Annotated in this window: 13 protein-coding genes and 3 pseudogenes; 6 read left to right on the forward strand and 10 right to left on the reverse strand. The window is 49.5% G+C overall.

Annotated features, from left to right (window positions below):
- The first annotated feature begins 146 nt into the window (after positions 1-146).
- A complete protein-coding gene (gene gstB / locus CRI63_RS02035; protein ID WP_135518338.1) occupies positions 147-773 on the forward strand; it encodes a glutathione S-transferase GstB in 627 nt (208 codons plus the stop codon).
- Here the strand turns inward: gstB and yliI are convergent.
- From yliI to CRI63_RS02050, 3 genes are all read right to left on the reverse strand, one after another.
- Positions 770-1,888, reverse strand: coding sequence for an aldose sugar dehydrogenase YliI (yliI, locus tag CRI63_RS02040; protein WP_135518340.1), 1,119 nt, complete (start codon positions 1,886-1,888; stop codon positions 770-772). The genes gstB and yliI overlap by 4 nt on opposite strands.
- 110 nt (positions 1,889-1,998) lie before the next feature.
- Positions 1,999-2,382 carry a biofilm formation regulator BssR gene (gene bssR, locus CRI63_RS02045; RefSeq protein WP_130214762.1) on the reverse strand — a complete coding sequence of 128 codons (384 nt, stop codon included), beginning with the start codon at positions 2,380-2,382 and terminating at the stop codon, positions 1,999-2,001.
- Between the two features lie 105 nt (positions 2,383-2,487).
- Positions 2,488-4,542, reverse strand: a complete 2,055-nt coding sequence (locus CRI63_RS02050) for a beta-galactosidase (RefSeq protein ID WP_135518342.1) — start codon at positions 4,540-4,542, stop codon at positions 2,488-2,490.
- Positions 4,543-4,775: 233 nt separating this feature from the next.
- On the opposite strand from CRI63_RS02050, the pseudogene CRI63_RS02055 reads away from it, so the two are divergent.
- The 3 genes and pseudogenes from CRI63_RS02055 to rimO all read left to right on the forward strand — a co-directional run bounded on the left by CRI63_RS02055 (position 4,776) and on the right by rimO (position 8,801).
- Positions 4,776-5,859, forward strand: a pseudogene (locus tag CRI63_RS02055) (LacI family DNA-binding transcriptional regulator).
- 253 nt (positions 5,860-6,112) lie between these two features.
- Complete coding sequence (locus tag CRI63_RS02060) at positions 6,113-7,348, forward strand: oligosaccharide MFS transporter (RefSeq protein WP_135518366.1); 1,236 nt, start codon at positions 6,113-6,115, stop codon at positions 7,346-7,348.
- Between the two features lie 127 nt (positions 7,349-7,475).
- On the forward strand, positions 7,476-8,801 hold the full coding sequence (rimO, locus tag CRI63_RS02065) for a 30S ribosomal protein S12 methylthiotransferase RimO (protein WP_001558886.1): 1,326 nt from the start codon (positions 7,476-7,478) through the stop codon (positions 8,799-8,801).
- A 42-nt stretch (positions 8,802-8,843) separates the two neighbouring features.
- Here rimO and CRI63_RS02070 read toward each other — a convergent pair whose 3' ends face one another.
- The 7 genes and pseudogenes from CRI63_RS02070 to iaaA all read right to left on the reverse strand — a co-directional run bounded on the left by CRI63_RS02070 (position 8,844) and on the right by iaaA (position 18,939).
- On the reverse strand, positions 8,844-10,172 hold the full coding sequence (locus CRI63_RS02070) for a GGDEF domain-containing protein (protein WP_130214768.1): 1,329 nt from the start codon (positions 10,170-10,172) through the stop codon (positions 8,844-8,846).
- A gap of 7 nt (positions 10,173-10,179) precedes the next feature.
- Positions 10,180-12,529: pseudogene (locus tag CRI63_RS02075) on the reverse strand (EAL domain-containing protein).
- 177 nt (positions 12,530-12,706) lie between these two features.
- Positions 12,707-13,618, reverse strand: a complete 912-nt coding sequence (gene gsiD / locus CRI63_RS02080; protein ID WP_130205171.1) for a glutathione ABC transporter permease GsiD — start codon at positions 13,616-13,618, stop codon at positions 12,707-12,709.
- 2 nt (positions 13,619-13,620) lie between these two features.
- Positions 13,621-14,541, reverse strand: a complete 921-nt coding sequence (gsiC, locus tag CRI63_RS02085) for a glutathione ABC transporter permease GsiC (protein WP_130214772.1) — start codon at positions 14,539-14,541, stop codon at positions 13,621-13,623.
- 17 nt (positions 14,542-14,558) lie between these two features.
- Positions 14,559-16,096: pseudogene (gene gsiB / locus CRI63_RS02090) on the reverse strand (glutathione ABC transporter substrate-binding protein GsiB).
- A 19-nt stretch (positions 16,097-16,115) separates the two neighbouring features.
- Positions 16,116-17,987, reverse strand: coding sequence for a glutathione ABC transporter ATP-binding protein GsiA (gene gsiA / locus CRI63_RS02095; protein ID WP_135518344.1), 1,872 nt, complete (start codon positions 17,985-17,987; stop codon positions 16,116-16,118).
- A complete protein-coding gene (gene iaaA, locus CRI63_RS02100) occupies positions 17,974-18,939 on the reverse strand; it encodes a beta-aspartyl-peptidase (RefSeq protein WP_135518346.1) in 966 nt (321 codons plus the stop codon). Before iaaA ends, gsiA begins: the two co-directional genes overlap by 14 nt.
- A 204-nt stretch (positions 18,940-19,143) precedes the next feature.
- Here iaaA and moeA point away from each other — a divergent pair, with 204 nt between their 5' ends.
- A complete protein-coding gene (gene moeA / locus CRI63_RS02105) occupies positions 19,144-20,379 on the forward strand; it encodes a molybdopterin molybdotransferase MoeA (protein ID WP_135518348.1) in 1,236 nt (411 codons plus the stop codon).
- Complete coding sequence (moeB, locus tag CRI63_RS02110) at positions 20,379-21,128, forward strand: molybdopterin-synthase adenylyltransferase MoeB (RefSeq protein ID WP_135518350.1); 750 nt, start codon at positions 20,379-20,381, stop codon at positions 21,126-21,128. Before moeA ends, moeB begins: the two co-directional genes overlap by 1 nt.
- The last annotated feature ends 33 nt before the right edge of the window (positions 21,129-21,161 follow it).

The following is a 21,161-nucleotide window of genomic DNA, read 5'->3' on the forward strand; positions in this document are numbered from 1 at the left end:
TGGTAAAGTTTTTAAAGTTTATGCAATATCCTGCCGCTTCGCTGCTTCTGGCGTCATTTTTTTGCCAACTGTTGCTTAAAAGTTAACTTTACTCCACCATCAGAGTCCTGTTCAGCCTGTGGCTGCCTGTGTAAAAAGGGGTGAGTATGATTACGCTGTGGGGTCGGAATAATTCAACCAACGTAAAAAAAGTGTTGCTGACGCTCGAAGAACTGGATCTACCTTATGAGCAAATTCTCGCGGGTCGTGAGTTTGGAGTAAACCATGACGCCGATTTTCTGGCGATGAATCCCAACGGGCTGGTGCCGCTGTTGCGCGACGACGAAAGTGATTTAATTCTCTGGGAATCGAACGCCATTGTCCGCTACCTGGCAGCACAGTACGGACAAAACCGCTTGTGGATCGACTCGCCAGCACGTCGTGCAGAAGCGGAAAAATGGATGGACTGGGCAAACCAGACGCTCAGTAATGCCCATCGCGGGATCCTGATTGGATTGGTCAGAACACCACCTGAAGAGCGCGACCAGGCCGCCATTGATGCCAGTTGCAAGGAATGCGACGCTCTGTTTGCCCTTCTTGATGCGGAACTGGCAAAAGTGAAATGGTTCTCTGGTGATAAATTTGGCGTGGGTGATATCGCTATTGCACCGTTTATCTACAATTTGTTTAACGTCGGTCTGACCTGGACACCGCGTCCAAATCTGGAACGCTGGTATCAACAGCTCACTGAACGCCCCGCAGTGCGTAAAGTGGTGATGATCCCCGTTAGCTAATTATTACGTGGACTTACTTTCAGTAATTCGCCATTGGACTCGTCGGTCAATACGTACAAATAACCGTCGGGCCCAGTGCGAACATCACGAATTCGCTGCCCTCTGTCCGTTAATATGCGGCCATCTTCTGTCACTTTGTCGCCGTTGACGCTCATCACGATGACATCTTTGTCTTTTAACGCGCCAATAAATAATTTTTGCTGCCACTGGGGGAATTTGTCGCTGTTATAGAAGGCCATACCGCTCACGGCAGGCGAATCTTTCCAGTAGAAAATCGGTTGTTCGGTTCCGGCAACGATTTCCCCTTTCGCTTCCGGTATCTTAAAGCCCGAATAGTTGATTCCCCAGGTTGCCAGCGGCCAGCCGTAGTTTTTGCCTTTTTGCGGGATATTAATTTCATCACCACCGCGCGGGCCATGTTCATTCAGCCATAGTGCATTACTCCACGGATTCATCGCCATCCCTTGCGGATTACGAATGCCGTAAGACCAGATCTCAGCGCGCGCACCGGATTCCTTTGCAAAAGGATTATCATCCGGGATCTCGCCCTGGTCGGTCAGACGCACCAGTTTGCCCTGTAATTTATCCAGATCCTGCGCCGTCGGGCGCTGATTGTTTTCCCCCAGACCAATAAACAAATAACCTTTGCCGTCAAACACCAACCGTCCACCAAAATGGTTACCGGTAGAAAGCTTAGGCATCTGACGAAAAACAGTGCGGAAATCCGTTATTTTTGTCAGATCATCGCTCAAACGGCCATAACCTACGGCAGTACCGGCCTTGTCATCATCTCCCTGTTCTGAATAACTTAACCAGATGCGGCGAGACTGGGCAAAATCAGGCGCTAAAGCTACATCCAACAAGCCTCCCTGCCCGTGCGCCCAGACTTCCGGCACACCAGCCAGCGGCGCAGATAATCCTTTTCCTTCTTGCCAGTGGCGTAACTCGCCACCACGCAGCGTGATTAACATACTGTGATTATCGGGTAAAAAGGCCAGCGCCCAGGGATGGTCGAGTTTGTCTTGCAATACTTCGACATTTACCGTTGCAGGCGCCGCCCAGAGAGCGGAAGAAACACAGAAAAGGGTCACAAGGAAAAGAGATTGTCGATGCATAACGCCTCCGGATTGACTCTGGCTTAAAGCGTAGTCAGTCAAAAGCGTAACAAATGCATTTTTACATAAACTTAAACATGAAGGGGGAGATGCATTCTCCCCCTTAGTTTTCAGGCCTGCTCAAGCATGGTGTGCTTTTCAAGGCTCTGGATACTCAGCGTTAAGCTCATCAGACAATTTTCAAGCTTATCGGCGTTGACGGTAATAACAGTCGGGCAATCATGATGCCCGCTCATCAAACATACTGCGGCTGTCGCTAATGCTTCTTCAGCGTGATGAAGAGCACCCCACTCTTCCTGATCCAGATGAAGATTCAACCGCAGCGATTTATCGTGCAATTCGCGATGCAGTTTAAAAAAGTTATCTCGTAGATGATTGCTTTCGCTGACGGACATGTATCCTTTGGCCTTCCTCAGATGCACGTATGCAGCGAGGTCAACTTGTGCGTCTTTCAACCGGTTCAGCAGGTCGCTTCGCTGTCTGTCAACGAACATACTTCGATCCTCCTCTTTCCAGCCTTATTGCAATTAAATAGTATGGCCATTTTTTTGAGCAAAATGCTGTCAAGGATCAATACTTCACATCTTATTAATAAGAATTTACATTATTTCTCTTTCCAGTACCTCACATCCCCACGGCGCCAGTTCTAATTCTTGTGAACAAGCCTTGCCCGTTTCCGCCACTCGCCACGCTCCAGGAAGCACAACATTTTGTACATGAGCAGTGTAATTTTGTACAAAAACCCATTCCTGATCGCCGTCTGCCCGACGCGTTGCAATAACGCCAGCAGGAAGTTCAGTAGCAAGTGCTTTTGGGAGATGAAGTGTGTTGATCAACATCGCGGCAAACGCTTGATGAAATGACGCATCATTACGCGAAGCCACATAGAAAGCACGACCTTGTCCGACGTGATTTACCGTTAACGCAGGTGTACCCGCATAAAAATCCTCACCATAGCGCGCCAGAACCTGAGCACCTTCGGCGTGAATAACCGCACATAATTCCCGTGCCTGCCATTGCCCCTGCAGTCCATACGCATTCGGCTCGCAGATAACTTCGTTATGCTGATAATCATTAAGACTATCAATCTCTTCAGCCCATACGCCCATCAGGTCACGCAACGGGCCAGGGAACCCACCCAGGTGACATAAATCGGTTTCATTGACAATCCCGGACCAGTAAGTGGTGACAAAATTGCCACCAGCTTCGACATAGGCACGAGCACGAGCAGCAAATCCATCGCGAACCATATAGAGCATTGGGGCGATAACTAACTGATAACCCGTAAGATCACAATCAGCATTGATAATATCGACCGCCACGCCCTGCTCCCAGAAAGGTCGGTAATGCTCCACTACCGTTTGTTCGTAGTGGATACCGCAATTGCGCGGCCCGGCAGCATCATTGACCGCCCAGCGGTTCTCCCAGTCGAAAATAATGGCAACTTTGGCCTGCGTTTTCGTCCCAACCAATTGTTTAAGATGAGCCAGCCGTTGCCCCAGTTGTATGACTTCGCGCCCGGTACGCGTCTCCAGATGACCGACGTGATCAACCACCGCACCATGAAACTTCTCCACGGCACCACGACTCTTACGCCACTGAAAATAGTGCACGCCGTCTGCGCCGTGAGCGACGGCCTGTAAGGAAGAAAGAATATTCATTCCCGGCTTTTTCAATTTGCTGGTTGGCTGCCAGCTTGTCTGGCTGGGCGTGGATTCCATCAGAATAAATGGTTTATTTTTCAAGGTACGCATCAGGTCGTGATACATCGCTGTTTTGCAGGCTACAGCGCGTTCATCTTCCTGTTTGTGCCACATGGGGTAGCTATCCCAACTCACAAAATCAACCACTTCGGCTAATGCCCAGTAGTTGTAGTCATTGAAATACCACATAAAATTGGTCGTCGCAGGTAAATCGGGGCGTTCAGCTTTTAACGGCGCGATTTCCATTTGATAGAACTCTTTTACCTGCGATGTGACAAAGCGCCGCCAATCAAGATTCAAACCGTGGTTGGACATTTCACCTATTGGGGAAGGAGATTCAATTTGTGACCAGTCACTGTATGTATGGCTCCAGAAGCCAGTCCACCATGCCTGATTAAGCGCCTCAAGAGTGGTGTAACGCGTCTGCAACCAACGGCGAAACGCCTGTTGGCATCCATTACAATGACACTCTCCGCCATACTCATTACTGATATGCCATCCCAGAACCGCCGGATGATTGGCGTATCGCTGCGCCAGCTTACGGTTAATTTGCGTCACTTTATCTTTATACACTGGCGAAGAAAGGCAGTGATTATGGCGGCCACCGTGAAGCATTTTCTCGCGTGAGGCGCTAACTCTCAGAACCTCTGGATAACGAGCAGCAAGCCAGGCGGGTTTGGCTCCGCTTGGTGTTGCGAGGAAGACAGAGATCCCACCAGCATGAAGTTTATCCAGCACCTCATCCAGCCAGTCAAAGCGATACTCACCCTCTGTGGGTTCCAGTATTGACCAGCTAAAAATGCCCACCGACATGGTGTTACAACCAGCCTGTTGCATCATGGCGATATCTTTCTCCAGAATCCCAGGGACATGTAACCATTGCTCCGGATTGTAATCAGCTCCATGAAGTAACCATGGGGCTCTGGGGATGATCGGTGGGTACTTGTCCATGCTGACTCCTGAATTGTTTTAAACAGACAAAAAATGTTATTCGTTCACAATACTGTCATCTAGTAATTTATTGCTTCGTTATGCAAGAAATGTCCGGCAGGAATGTGATCAAGTACGCGTTTTTCCCTTCAAACAGGTTCGTCGGTTCAGCTTACCGGCACTGAGACAGGTGAGCGTGATACGTATGACATTCACTGCGGTATACTGTGACAAATCTTTTAGCCGGGGCGAATATGAAAACCAAAGCTGCAACCCTTGCCGATGTTGCTCGTCATGCCAATGTTTCTTATCAGACAGTGTCGAGGGTGCTTAACAATTCAGCGAACGTGTCTGCTAAAACACGTCAAAAAAATTGAACAAGCCATTGCCGAACTTAAGTACGTTCCAAATCGCGTAGCTCAACAGTTGGTAGGGAAAGAGAGCAAAACGGTCGGGTTGGTTACAACTTCACTTGCCCTGCATGCCCCCTCGCAAATTGCGGCAGCAGTGAAAAAATATGCCGGAGAACAGGGATATCAGGTGCTGATATCCATGATTGACGATGTTGATATTAAAGGTATTCAGGCTGCAATTAATGAATTAAAAGCACAACGGGTAACAAAGATTATTATCAACGCACCATTGGAAACGGCATTGGCTGAAACTCTGGTTGCTGAAAACAGCGATGTATTATGTTTGTTTCTCGACGTGGACCCTTATAGCCCGGTATTTAACGTCACCTTTAATCCCGCAGAAGGTGCACGCGCCAGCGTGAAACATCTTTACGATTTGGGGCATCGTCAATTTTGCTTGATCTCTGGCCCTGAAAATTCAGTACCCGCGCGGCTACGACTCAATACCTGGCGCGACACACTCGCTTCACTCCAACTGACGCCGCTGGCCATTCATTACGGTCATTGGGACGCTCAAAGCGGCTATCTGGCGACGTTACAGATGCTACGTGAAACACCACAGGCGACCGCTCTTCTGATCGCCAATGATCAGATGGCATTGGGGGCATTAAGCGCCTTACATCAACAAAAACGTAAAATCCCGCAAGATATTTCTGTCATAGGCTATGACGACACCTATGAGAGTGCGTTTTTTGAACCTTCGCTAACGACCGTCGCAATCGACTTTGATTTACAAGGGAAAATTGCCGTTCAACAAATTTTACAGCCGGATGATGAACACGCGATGCTCCGCTCTTCTACCATCCTTCCCAGTCGCCTGGTCGTGCGTAACTCTGCTGGTCCCCTGCACTCACCACAGACTGATCTGATGAATATTGCTGAACACCTTCGCACACTGGCAGATGAGCTAACAAGAAAGGCATAAAAGTAATACGTTCTCATAAAAAGATTTAGTGATCTGTTTCGCTAAATCTTTTTTATTATCAGCAATAATTGTGATGTAAATCTCAAACATTCATTTAACACATTGCCTAATCATCGCGGTCAGGGTCAGAGTAAAAATGAAATTGTTAACGTATGACATTTCCGGAGATGCATACCAAAACAATAACCAGTAAGCACAGCTAATGCCTGTGCCAACGGTAAATGACCCAACGCCAGTGATTGAGGATATGGCTATGTTATTGCCCGGTAAACGTAATTATATTTTGCTCAGTATTTTCGATTTTCTGTACCTCTTCGCCTGGTCGGCAACGATGGCATTTTTTGTCATATGGACGACACAGCATCTGGAAATTACCGCCACACGCACAGGATTGCTTTATTCCGTTAATGCTTTCATTGCGTTATTAATGCAGCCGTTCTTCGGTTTCATCTCCGATAAATTTGGTCTTAAGAAACAACTCATCTGGATCCTCGTCGCATTATTACTTCCCGTAGGCCCATTCTTTATTTATGTGTATGCCCCGCTTCTGGTTCATAACTTCTGGCTGGGCGCTGTTTTGGGTGGTGTTTACCTGGGGATCATTTTTAATTCTGGCTGTGGCGTTCTGGATTCCTGGATAGATAAAGTTTCGCGCCGTTATCATTTTGAATATGGTCGCGTAAGAATGTGGGGCTCTCTGGGATGGGCTGCCGCCGCGTGGATTGTGGGTAAATACATTGATACCAGCCCTAATCTCTCTTTCTGGCTGGCAAGCTGTGCCATTGTGATCGCCGCAATCTGCTTTATGTTTACCAAAATTGAACTGACCGAGGCGGAAATTGAAAAAACCAATTCGCTGAAAGCTATCCATGCACTTGAACTGGCGAAAAATAGTCAGTTCTGGTTTTTATTGATGTTCACTCTGTTCGTAACGCAAATTTATGACACTTACGATCAACAATTCGCACAATATTTTTCGCTGCAATTTCCGACGCCAGAAGAAGGCAATCGCTGGTACGGAATTCTGGCTTCTGTCCAGGTCTGTGGAGAAACCTTATTTCTCTGTCTGATGCCGTGGTTTGTTAACCGCACTGGCGCCAAATGGGCATTGGTTATTGCCGGAACCATTATGTCGCTACGCATTGCCGGTTCTGCTATCCAACTGGGACCAGTGTGGATTGCGGCCGTTAAAATGATGCACGCCATCGAAAAACCACTGATCCTGGTGTCTGTGTTTAAATTTATCGCGGCTAACTTTGATCATAAACTCTCTTCGACGGTATACCTGCTGGTGCTTTTTGTGGCATCCATCGCCACGGCAATCTATTCCCCCATTGCCGGCTATCTGTATGACACCATTGGTTTTGCTGAAACCTATCTTATCCTGGGGGCGATTGCCGGTTGCTTCACGCTTATTTCGGTCTTTACGCTGCGGGACAAATCCAGCAGCCAGCCTGCGGAGGCGCTAACTGAAAACTCAGTAGCATGACAATCATTTGCGCCCCGATATTTGGGGCGTTTTCCTCGCCTGTTGACCAGATTACGATACAAATTTTATCCAGAACTCTGTAGAATCCCTGCCCTGACCTTTCCTGTAACTGAATATTTTTTAAGCTATGAGCAAAGTAACTCCCCAGCCGAAAATCGGCTTTGTTTCCCTTGGCTGTCCGAAAAACCTTGTCGATTCAGAGCGCATTCTGACCGAACTGCGTACTGAAGGTTATGACGTAGTACCGAGCTATGACGACGCGGACATGGTGATCGTTAACACCTGCGGCTTTATTGACAGCGCGGTGCAAGAATCTCTGGAAGCCATTGGCGAAGCGTTGAATGAAAACGGCAAGGTGATTGTGACTGGTTGTCTGGGGGCAAAAGAAGATCAGATCCGCGAAGTCCACCCGAAAGTGCTGGAAATCACCGGGCCTCATAGCTACGAGCAGGTTCTGGAGCACGTTCATCACTACGTGCCAAAACCGAAACACAATCCGTTCCTGAGCCTGGTGCCGGAACAGGGTGTTAAGTTGACCCCACGTCATTATGCCTATCTGAAGATTTCCGAAGGTTGTAACCACCGCTGCACCTTCTGCATTATTCCTTCAATGCGCGGCGATCTGGTGAGCCGCCCGATTGGCGAAGTATTAAGCGAAGCGAAACGTCTGGTTGATGCGGGCGTTAAAGAGATTCTGGTGATTTCCCAGGATACTTCCGCCTATGGCGTAGATGTTAAACACCGTACTGGCTTCCACAACGGCGAGCCGGTAAAAACCAGCATGGTCAGCCTGTGCGAACAGTTATCGAAACTGGGGATCTGGACACGTCTGCACTACGTTTACCCTTATCCGCACGTGGATGACGTCATCCCGCTGATGGCTGAAGGCAAAATCCTGCCATATCTGGATATTCCGCTGCAGCATGCCAGCCCACGTATTCTCAAACTGATGAAGCGCCCGGGTTCGGTGGATCGCCAACTGGCGCGTATCAAAAAATGGCGTGAAATCTGCCCAGAACTGACCCTGCGTTCAACCTTTATTGTCGGCTTCCCTGGCGAGACGGAAGAAGATTTCCAGATGCTGCTCGACTTCCTGAAAGAAGCACGTCTGGATCGCGTTGGCTGCTTTAAATACAGCCCGGTTGAAGGCGCAGATGCCAATGCTCTGCCGGACCAGGTCCCGGAAGAAGTGAAAGAAGAACGCTGGAATCGCTTCATGCAACTGCAACAACAGATTTCCGCCGAGCGCCTGCAGGAGAAAGTTGGCCGTGAAATTCTGGTGATCATCGACGAAGTGGATGAAGAAGGCGCGATTGGCCGCAGTATGGCTGATGCGCCGGAAATCGACGGCGCGGTCTATCTCAACGGTGAAACCAACGTTAAGCCGGGCGACATCCTGCGTGTGAAAGTCGAGCATGCCGATGAGTACGATTTGTGGGGTAGTCGGGTTTAATTAATGCCAGGCCGGGCAAATTTATTTTCCCGGCCTTAAACATTATTGCCAGCTAATCTGCGCCCTGCCGTTTTTCTTGCTCTTATACAGTCGCTCATCTGCCAGCATTTTCAGCCGTTCAACGGTGGTACATTCATTTGAATGTGCTACGCCGATGCTGGTGCTTAAATTAATGCTCCCCACCTGGAAATGAACGATTTCTTTTAATATCGATAGCAACTCTTCCAGCGTTCCACCTGTATAAATCACCGCAAATTCGTCGCCGCCAAAACGATAGACTTTGCCTTTATCCACCGGAATTTGTGATTTAAGGATTTTCACAACCTTAATCAACACTTCATCGCCCAACAAATGGCCGAAGGTGTCGTTAATGTTCTTGAATTTATCGACGTCAAACAGGCACAAATATCCGCCTTTTTCCGGCAAGGCTTTTAAGTCTTCGTCAAAGGATTTTCTGCCCATCGCTTTCGTCAGGTCGTCAAGAAACGCTGAGTTATACATACTGTAGAGTTTTTTGACATCCGCCGCCGAGAAGAAAAGCCCACCGTCCAGCACACGGTCAAAATGGTTATTAATAATGGCTTCTTTTTCAACAATGCCCCGATTGATCACTCTGCGTACCAGATAGAGGCAGCTGGCCCCTGATATAGCTGCCACCAATGCGGCAAAGAAGATGATCAACGTACACACCTGAAAATAAACGTCTTTTTTATAGGCAAACACATACAATCCTGTCGGTAAATAGGAGAAGTGCTCCATCGCTTCCGAAACAGTGAAGATGGCATTTTTGGCGTTATATTCATCACCAGTAACCGGTTTGCCATTCTTAAAAAGTGAGAACATCAGGTTATCGCTGTCCATTGCCAGTGATTTTGACAGTAAAGAAAAGCGCTCCAGCCCAAGCAAAAATATCAGACTGCGATTATGGCTAACCGGGTAGAGATAATAGACGAAGGTTTTACCGTCAAAAGAGATAAACCCCGTATTCTTAACATGCAAATACTTAACCACCTGCATGATATTTGTACAATAGTTATTCTCGTACTCCTTTACCTGAATACATTCATCACTGGAAATCAGATAAGGCCCAACATCATACAAATAAGAAGGAGAAATCGAATCGGCATAGGCTGTGCGTAAGCCAACCAGCAATTGTTCTTCCGTAGGATTTAGCGTATTGATGAGATCAATTGCCACACTACGCCGATATTCAGCAATATTTGCCACCGCAAAAGCAGTATCAATAACGGACTGTTTCAGGCCATACACCCGTTCTTTCACCATTTGAGTGTAGATCCCGCAGGCAACTGCCGAAATCATAATAAAAATCAGCAGACTGACTGTAAGTACGAATTTATTGATTCTGGACATACCTAAACTACTCTTTTACTAACTTTCCACTTTTATCCCAGGCAGAGAATGGCATAGGCTTCTGGTACAGATACCCTTGGGCCTGAACACAGCCTAATTTCATTAATTCACGCGCAACCTCTTCGCTCTCAACACCTTCTGCAATCACCGGAATCTGGTTATAGCGTGCCAGGTCGAAGATAATGCGTACAATTTTTCCCGCGGTGCCGAAAATATCGCCGGTAAATTGCGAATCTACTTTTATGCTGTCAGGGTTAATTTCATAAAAAACGTTTCAGGTTTGACAGCCCTGTGCCAAAGTCATCAATCGATATCCCTACCCCTTGTTTACGCAGTTGTGCAATATTGAGATAAAAATGTTCATTAATTCGTTCGATCACTGTTTCAGTGATCTCAATACAGATACTATTCGCCTGCAGATCATGCTCTTTCATGATAGTTGTAAAATGCTCATGAAAGTGTGGTTCGTTTAGCTGCCAGGGCGAAACATTAATATGCAGTAAGAAACCGTCCTTCAGGGCCGCACGCTGGCTAAAATGCCTGAATTCACGCATTGCGGTTTTAATAATTTGATAGCCAAGCTCATTGATAAACCCAATATCTTCAGCAATCGTAACAAACTTCAGCGGTGAGATTATTCCTCGTTCCGCAGAGATCCAGCGGCATAATGCTTCTGCGCCGACAATGTCTCTGGTTTTCATATCAACAATCGGTTGATAGACTAAAAATAGTTCGCCTATTTCCATTGCATGGCGAATATTACGCGCAATCCAGATATTCTCTTCAATTTCGTTGAGTTTCGCGTCATCACAGAAAATAAACTCAGAGAACATATGGTCACGGACACTGGAAATCGCCAGTTTCAGCTTTTCGGCATAACTCCAGGCGTTTTCACCCTTCAACGGTTCACAAATGGCAGATTTGTGTATGCGCAGATTGCGATAACCAAAGCTGCTGTCGAAATCATTTACCATCGCTATTTTGCGGGTAAAGGTCTGTACATTTTCCCGGCATAATAATAAATAGAGATCGGCATTGAATGTCACTATATCGCAGCATTGCGCATATTTCTCGGCAATTCGCTGACACAGTTTCCTGACGATTTTATTGCGTTCCTCGACGCCAAACACAGCTTCGACGGCTTCCAGCCCGCACAGTTTGATGATCCCGACAGCCAGATACTGGCTATTATTAGATTCAATAATCGCCATGTTTTTGATAAATCCACTCTCCTGATCGTAGGAGATTAGCGAGAGCAGTTTATTCGAACGTTCAACTTCGGCGTCTTTCATTTCCGCTATGGAATTTTTGATGCTGATAATCTCTTTCGCATCGCCTTCACGGATTTTCAATGCCTGCATTTGTTCAGAAGAATCGGGCAAAAACTCCAGCGTATTGACCAGTTCTGTCATTTCGGAAAATTGTCGACGAAACACACGCGTGGTCATTAAGTAAACCAACAGCAATACGATAATAATAAATGCAAATGGTAGATAAAAGAGTTTATCCGATGCGTTAAATAAATTACCTGTGGGATAATAAAAATATATTTCGAACAACGAGTTATTTGGAACTTCTGATGTTCTTGCGATATATTCCGTGTCGAAAGAATCAATAATGTTATAGTTTCCTTCGCTATTATAAATAATCGTTTTTTCACGGGCGAGTTGGTTTTTGGCGATGATCTCATGGCCTTGTTTCAAAAACAGGACTTCATCAGTCGAACTGATTTGATCAAGATATTCATTCAGATAGCGCCAGTTTAAGTCGACATGAATCTTATTAACGGCCAGTAAGTCACGGTCTTTGCCATTAATTCGTAGGGTAAAAGAGATACACTTTTTCCCTGGCCGATCAAAGCAGTTGTAGGCCGGATTCCAGCTACTACCCGAGTCGTCTGATGCCACCGACCAGGGCCGCTGGGACGGGTTAAAGTCGGCAAAGATGACGCGTCCAGCCTCATCGACAAGTGGCCCATTTACTTTTTCCTGATGGTAAACAATGATTTTATCATTCGCCCGACGGGTAAAGAGATAATATTTATCATCATCCAGCACCAATCCTACCGTATCCAGAAATGGCATCATTTCCATTTTCAGAATGACGGCACGTTTAATCTCCTCACTGTTTTTCAATAAATACAGCGAATCCTTTAACGTTAAGGCAGCACGCTCAATATCTTTAAAAAAATAACCTACATTTTTTTGAATAAGTTCAAAGCGGCTATCGGCACGTTTTACCGCCCTTTCCGATACCAACTGATAGTTAATGATGAAAAAAAGACCAATAAATGACAGCGTAGCCAACAAAAATAAAATAATCAGTCTTATCTTTATTTTTTCGTATAAACTAAGCATGTTAATACACGTAACAAAATAACTATCAGTACGCTACTTCGCTGCATAAATAGACTTTTACAGCAGCATATTTACCCAATTACCTGATTCTACAAAATCGGCAGAAAGTTACAACATTTGCGTATAGCAATAATTTCCTATGACGCCATTACATTTTTAAGCAATATTCTGCCGTGGCTATGCTTTAATTTTCGGGTCCAGCGCGTCGCGTAAGCCATCGCCCAGCAAGTTGAAAGCCAGCACGGTCAGGAAGATAGCGAGTGCCGGGAAAACCGCCACATGCGGCGCGATGACCATATCCGCTCGCGCTTCATTGAGCATAGCCCCCCATTCTGGTGTCGGCGGCTGCGCCCCCAGGCCAAGAAATGAAAGGCTGGCAGCCGAGATGATCGAAGTGCCAATACGCATTGTGAAAAAGACGACAATGGAAGAGACAGTCCCGGGCAAGATATGGCGCAACAAGATGGTCATGTCGCTGGCACCAATACTGCGCGCCGATTCAATAAAAGTTTGCTGTTTCAACACCAGCGTGTTGCCACGAACCAGACGGGCAAAAGCCGGAATGGAAAAGATGGCGACTGCGATAATTACGTTGGCAATACCGCTTCCTAACACCGCAACGACAGCAATCGCCAGTAATATGCCAGGGAAAGCAAACAGCACATCGCAAATACGCATAATCAATCGGTCCCACCAGCCTTCGTAATATCCCGCCAGTAAACCCAATAGCGTACCGATCGCCGCGCCAATAAAGACAGCAAACACACCCGCCGCCAGCGAGATTTGCGCGCCGACTAGGACACGGCTGAAAATATCACGCCCCAGCGAGTCGACACCAAACCAGTGTTGCAAAGAAGGGCCGTTATTCAGGTTGTCATAATCGAAAAAATTTTCGGCATCATAGGGGGCGATCCAACGGGCAAAAATTGCCACCACAATCAGCAAAATGACGAACAGTGCGGCGGCCATCGCCATATGCTGACGGCGAAAACGTCGCCAGAACTCATGCCACGGTGTACGTACCTGGTCAGGTTTTACCAGTGGCATAGCGTTTAACACCGCCTGACGTCGCCAGTTAAATAGTCGCATCCTTACTTGTACCTGATAGCCGGGTTAATGGCGGCATAAAGCACATCCACCACTAAGTTGATAAGAATAAACTCCAGCGAGAAGAGCAGAATTTCTGCCTGAATCACCGGGTAATCACGCATTTCTACCGAATCGACCAGTAAACGCCCAAGTCCGGGCCAGTTAAATACTTTCTCCACCACGATAGAGCCACCGAGCAAAAAGCCAAACTGCAATCCCATCATGGTGACCACAGGGATCATGGCGTTGCGTAAACCATGCTTGAGGACAACCCAGGTTTCGCTTACCCCTTTCGCCCTCGCGGTACGCATATAATCTTCATTTAAAACGTCAACAAACGAGGCACGGGTAAAACGCGCCATCACTGCCGCCACCGCCGCGCCGAGCGTCAGAGAAGGTAATATGTAGTGCTGCCAACTGTCTGCACCTACGGTAGGCAACCAGCCCAGTTCAACAGAGAAAACCTGAATCAGCAGTATTCCGAGCGCAAATGCCGGAAATGAAATCCCTGATACCGCGATGGTCATACTTAATCGATCCGGCCAACGGTTACGCCAGACGGCGGCGATAATACCCGCCGCCATGCCGAACAGCACCGCCCATGTCATACTGGTAATGGTCAACCACAGCGTAGGCATGAAACGGCTGGCGATCTCCTCGGCAACCGGACGACGCGACACCATCGACAGACCAAAATCCCCCTGCACGGCATTGCTGATATAGTGCCAGAACTGGTGATACAGCGGCTGATCCAGCCCCAGTTGCTGACGCACCAGTTCGATGACCTGCGCATCGGCTTCTGGACCGGCAATCAATCGCGCCGGGTCGCCGGGTAGCATATGGACAAACAAAAACACCAGCACCGAGACAATAAACAGCGTCGGAATCAGCCCCAGCAAGCGTTTGATAACGTAATTAAGCATTCCTCTCCCTGCGTTGCTTATTGCAAATCCGCATCTTCAAAGCTAAAGCCAGTGTCTGGCATAATCCAAAAACCACTCAGTTTTTGCTGTGTGCCGACACCAGTTTTTCTACCACCAGCGGGATCCACGGCGACTCTTGCCAGATGGTATCCTGCGCCGCCTTATACAAGCGCGCCTTTTCCGTCGGATCGTTGGTTTTCAGCGCCTGGGCAAGCTCGTCATCCACCTGCTTATTGCTGTAAAACGCAGTATTAAACAGCGTCGGCGGCCAGTTCTGCGAGGCGAACAGCGGCGATAGCGCCCAGTCAGCTTCACCGGTCGAGGCCGACCAGCCAGTATAGAACATTCGCACGCCGCTCTCTTTTTGCCCTTTACCTTCAACTTCTGCCGCCCGCTGCCCGGCATCCATCGCCGTCACCTGGGCTTTAATCCCCACCTGCGCTAGCTGTTGCTGGGTAAATTGCAGCACTTTCTGCGCGGTACTGTGATTATGTGATGACCACAATGTGGTACTGAAACCGTTGGGATATCCCGCCTCTTTTAATAGTTCGCGCGCTTTAGCCGGATCGTAAGGCCACGGTTTATAACTTTGCGCGTAAGCAATACTCGGTGGCACCACACCAGTGGCAGGAACTGCATATCCCGCGAAGGCCACTTTCACCAGTGCCTGACGGTTGATGGCGTAATTCAGCGCCTCACGCACTTTTGGGTTATCGAATGGTTTCTGCGTCACGTTCATACTGATATAACGCTGCATAATCGACGGGCTGGCCATCAGCTCGATATTTTTGTTCTTGTCCAGTAGCGCAGCTTGTTCATAAGGGATGGGGAAAGCAAACTGCGCTTCACCGGTTTGCAGCATTGCCGCGCGGGTGTTGTTGTCCGCCACCGGACGCCAGGTGATGCAATCCAGTTTGGGCAAGCCTGGCTGCCAGTAACCCGCAAATTTTTTAACCTTCACAAAATCGGTCTGGTTCCAGGTATCCAGTTCATACGGTCCAGTTCCGACCGGATGAAAACCAATCTCCTTGCCATATTTTTCCAGCGCTGCCGGTGAAATCATCGCGGTCGCCGGATGGGCAAGAATATTAATAAACGCTGAGAACGGCTGTTTGAGGGTAATCTTTACCGTTGTCGGATCGACCGCTTCAGTTTTGGCAATATTTTTGTACAGGTTATAGCGTTTTAAATGATTTGCCGGATCGCTGGCTCGGTCCAGATTCGCTTTGACGGCTGCGGCGTTAAAGTCGGTGCCGTCCTGGAACTTAATCCCTTCGCGCAATTTCACGGTGTAAGTGAGGCCGTCATCGGAAACGGTATAACTCTCCGCCAGCACGTTTTTCAGTTTCATCTCTTTATCCAGACCGAACAGCCCCTGATAAAAAGATTTCGCTACGGCCTGAGATAACGTGTCATTCGCGTCATAGGGATCGAGCGTAGTGAAGTTCGATCCCACTGCCACAACCACATCTTTGGCAGCGAATGCACAAGGTGCCATCAACGCTGCGGCAATGCCCATCGCCACTAACCCACTACGGTGTACAGCTCTTGCCATTTTATTCTCCGCCTGAATGTTATCTACGCATGAATGCGTATTCTGATTGTGGTTGTGCGACGTAATGCCCCGGCCCGACACATTGCAACGAGACGGCGGCAACCTCTTCGCCACGCAGATGAATATTGCTGGGAAGATCATCCGACAGCAGCACGCGCTGCGGTCGTAGTCGGGACGGTTCAGCGACCGGAACTGCCGCCAGTAATTTACGTGTATAAGGGTGCTGCGGATTTTCAAAGACCGCGCGCCGTGGACCAATTTCAACGATTTGCCCGAGATACATCACCGCCACACGATGACTAATCCGCTCTACAACGGCCATATCGTGGGAGATAAACAGAAAGGCGATGCCCAAATCACGCTGGAGATCGAGCAACAAGTTGATGATTTGCCCACGGATCGAAACATCCAGCGCCGAGACAGCTTCATCGGCAATGATCACTTTTGGATTCAGTGCCAACGCGCGAGCAATGCAGATGCGCTGACGCTGACCGCCGGAAAACTCATGCGGGTAACGCCACGCATGTTCAGGTAACAGGCCAACGCGTTCCAGCAACCACGCAACGCGTGCAGCAGCTTCGTTACCTTGCAATAAACCGTGTACGCGCAGCGGTTCGACAATCGAATCACCAATGGTCTGTCGTGGATCCAGCGAGGCGTAGGGGTCCTGAAAAATAAACTGGATGTCGCGACGCAATGCCTGAAGTTTGCCTGGTGAAAGGGTATCGATTCGCTGCCCTTTGAAGATGATTTCGCCGCCCTGGGATTCAACCAGGCGCAGCAACGCCCTACCGGTGGTTGATTTGCCACTCCCGGACTCTCCCACCAGCGACAACGTTTCGCCCGGCCAGAGATCAAAACTGACCTTCTCAACCGCATGCACTTCTCGCGTAACGCGATTCAGTAAGCCACTACGTAAAGGGAAACGGGTCACCAGATTACGCACCTGTAAAACAGGGTCGCCATCAACCACCGTTTTCTGCTCGACAGGTCGTTCCTGTTTAGCCGGATGTTCAAGCGATATCAGCGGGAAACGGCGAGGATAATCTTGCCCTTTCATCGCCCCCAACTGCGGCACGGCAGCCAACAGCGCGCGGGTATAAGGATGCTGTGGCGCATGAAAAATCTGTTCAACGCTGCCCGTTTCGACCGCTTCGCCCTGATACATCACCAGCACCCGATCGGCAATCTCTGCCACCACGCCCATGTCGTGAGTGATAAAGATGACGCCCATCGACATCTCTTTTTGCAATACTTTGATTAATTGCAGGATCTGCGCCTGAATGGTGACATCCAGTGCGGTGGTCGGTTCATCCGCAATCAGCACCGCCGGACGACATGACAGCGCCATTGCAATCATCACTCGCTGGCGCATCCCGCCGGAGAGTTGATGCGGATAACGGGAAAGAATGGTTTGGGCTTCCGGGATGCGAACCTGATCCAGCATCCGCTTCGCCTCTACCATCGCCTGTTCACGACTGGCGTTTTGATGCAAACGGATAGACTCGGCAATCTGCTCACCCACAGTAAATACCGGATTCAGCGAGGTCATCGGCTCCTGAAAAATCATCGCTATATCTGCGCCGCGCACATGTTGTATTTGCCTGGCACTCTGCTCGTTAAGCTCAATCACTTCACGACTGCGTCGCCGCAACAGCATTTTATTGCACTGCACCAGACCGCCTGCTTGTTCCAATAGACGCATCAATGCCAGTGCTGTGACAGATTTACCGGACCCGGATTCCCCGACAATGGCCAGCGTCTCGCCGCGTCGCAGCCGAAAAGAAAGATTGCGCACCGCAGCCACTTTCTGCTGGTCCTGCATAAAGGCAATGTTGAGATTATCGACCGCCAGGACATCACCGGCATCAAGTTCATCACTGTGTGGCAACGGTGTCCCCTTTTTCGCGGTAGATACCAGTGGTTGGTGTATCGCCTGCGTAGCCCCAGGCGCGATACATTCCTTCGGTGTTAAACGGTAGTGCGACGTTACCTTCGTGGTCGATAGCGATTAAGCCACCGCTGCCGCCAAGCGCAGGGAGTTTTTCCATCACCACCCGCTCGCAGGCTTCCGCGAGGCTTAGACCGCCATAATCCATTAACGCGCCGATGTCATACGCCGCCAGCGCGCGGATGAAGACTTCGCCCGTACCGGTACAAGAAACCGCCACACTGGCGTTATTGGCGTAGCATCCGGCACCCACTAAGGGACTATCGCCCACTCGTCCGGGTAATTTATTGGTCATTCCGCCTGTGGACGTGGCGGCTGCCAGATTGCCGTCTAAATCCAACGCCACGGCCCCCACCGTACCCATTTTTTGTTTTTCATCCAGCGGAGCGCCGCTATGGTCGAGAACCGTTGCCCCTTCCTCGCGCGCTGCCAGTAGTTGTTCATAACGCAACGGCGTGGAGAAAATCTCCGGCGAGACGCGCTCCATGCCATGAGCAAACGCAAAATTTTCTGCCCCTTCGCCAATCATCATCACATGCGGGCTTTGCTCCATCACCAGCCGGGCGGCAAGAACCGGATTACGCAGATGACTAATGCCCGCCACCGCCCCCGCTTTCAGTGTGTTGCCATCCATCACGCAGGCGTCCAGTTCATGCGTTTCATCACGCGTAAAGACGGCGCCAATTCCGGCGTTAAAGAGCGGACACTCTTCCAGCAAGCGCACCGCTTCTGTCACCACATCCAGCGCGCTTTCACCCGCTTCGAGCATTTGCTGTCCGGTTTCAACAATGGCAGACAGCGCCTCAATGTAGCGTAATTCCTGTTGCAGACTCATCTGTGCGCGGCTAATTGCGCCTGCGCCGCCGTGGATTGCAATGACTGCTTTGCCCATAGTCTTCGTCCATTAAGGGTGGCTCGCCACTTTTGCTATAAATATCAGAATTTTTATGAATTACTCATTCAATTTTTGAATATAGAAAGATGTATATGGCATGTAAAGGCGAGTGTCTGCTCTACGACCGAGGTGGCATACAGTCTGTGGCGTTTTTTCTGACATAATAGGCAAATTCGATTTTGCCTCCGCAGGAGTGTTTTCATGGAATTTACCACCGGATTGATGTCGCTCGACACCGCGCTTAATGAGATGCTTTCTCGCGTTACCCCACTGACCGCCCAGGAAACGCTACCACTGGTACAGTGTTTTGGTCGTATTCTGGCGAGCGATGTGGTTTCGCCGCTGGATGTCCCAGGGTTTGATAACTCCGCAATGGACGGTTACGCGGTACGTTTGGCCGATATCACCTCCGGGCAACCGCTGCCCGTTGCCGGGAAGTCGTTTGCCGGTCAGCCTTATCATGGCGAGTGGCCCGCTGGCACCTGCATCCGCATTATGACTGGCGCACCAGTACCGGAAGGCTGCGAAGCAGTGGTCATGCAGGAACAGACTGAACTAACGGACAATGGCGTACGTTTTACCGCTGAAGTGCATAGCGGGCAAAATATTCGCCGTCGCGGTGAAGATATCTCTGCGGGTGCGGTTGTTTTTCCGGCAGGTACTCGCCTGACTACCGCTGAACTGCCAGTGATTGCTTCGCTAGGGATTACCGAAGCTCCGGTGATTCGTAAAGTGCGAGTGGCGCTATTTTCCACGGGTGATGAGTTGCAGTTACCCGGTCAGCCTCTGGGCGATGGGCAAATTTACGATACCAACCGCCTCGCGGTGCATTTGATGTTAGAACAGCTGGGTTGTGAAGTAATCAACTTAGGGATTATTCGCGACGATCCACATGCCCTGCGCGCCGCATTTATTGAAGCCGACAGCCAGGCGGATGTGGTGATCAGTTCCGGTGGTGTTTCGGTTGGTGAGGCGGATTACACCAAAACCATTCTCGAAGAACTGGGCGAAATTGCTTTCTGGAAACTGGCGATTAAACCGGGCAAACCGTTCGCGTTTGGTAAACTCTCTAATAGCTGGTTCTGCGGCCTGCCAGGCAATCCGGTTTCTGCGACGCTGACCTTCTATCAATTGGTACAACCTTTGCTGGCCAAATTAAGCGGCAATACCGCCAGTGGCCTGCCCGCGCGCCAGCGCGTACGCACGGCATCGCGTCTGAAGAAATCCCCTGGACGTCTTGATTTCCAGCGCGGCGTGCTGCAACGCAACGCCGACGGCGAGCTGGAAGTCACGACCACCGGGCATCAGGGTTCACATATATTTAGCTCCTTTAGCCTCGGCAACTGCTTTATCGTGCTGGAGCGCGATCGCGGCAATGTTGAAGCGGGCGAATGGGTGGAAGTCGAGCCATTTAACGCGTTGTTCGGAGGCCTGTAATGGCGGAACTCAGCGATCAGGAGATGCTGCGCTACAATCGGCAAATCATCCTGCGGGGTTTTGATTTTGACGGTCAGGAAGCATTGAAAGATTCCCGCGTGCTGGTAGTTGGCCTGGGCGGCCTCGGCTGTGCGGCCTCGCAATATCTGGCAAGCGCCGGTGTCGGCAACCTGACGCTGCTCGACTTCGACACGGTTTCGCTCTCAAATTTACAGCGCCAGACGCTGCACAGTGATGCCACGGTCGGGCAACCGAAGGTAGAATCAGCCCGTGACGCACTGGCACGGATCAATCCACATATTGCGATTATGCCGGTAAACGCGTTGCTTGATGACGCTGAACTGGCTGCGTTGATTGCTGAACACAATCTGGTGCTCGACTGTACGGATAACGTTACGGTACGTAATCAACTGAACGCGGGCTGTTTTGCCGCGAAGGTGCCGCTGGTTTCCGGCGCGGCAATTCGTATGGAAGGGCAAATCACGGTCTTTACTTATCAGGACGGTGAGCCGTGCTATCGCTGCCTTAGCCGTTTGTTTGGCGAGAACGCGCTAACCTGCGTGGAAGCAGGCGTAATGGCACCGTTGATTGGGGTGATTGGTTCGTTGCAGGCAATGGAAGCGATAAAACTGCTGGCAGGTTATGGCAAACCCGCCAGCGGTAAAATCGTAATGTACGATGCGATGACCTGTCAGTTTCGCGAAATGAAACTGATGCGTAATCCGGGATGTGAGGTGTGCGGGCATTAATTGCCAGCTCCGGGCCTGATAAGATGCGGCAAG

Source organism: Escherichia sp. E2661, assembly GCF_004745185.1.
Lineage (GTDB): Bacteria > Pseudomonadota > Gammaproteobacteria > Enterobacterales > Enterobacteriaceae > Escherichia.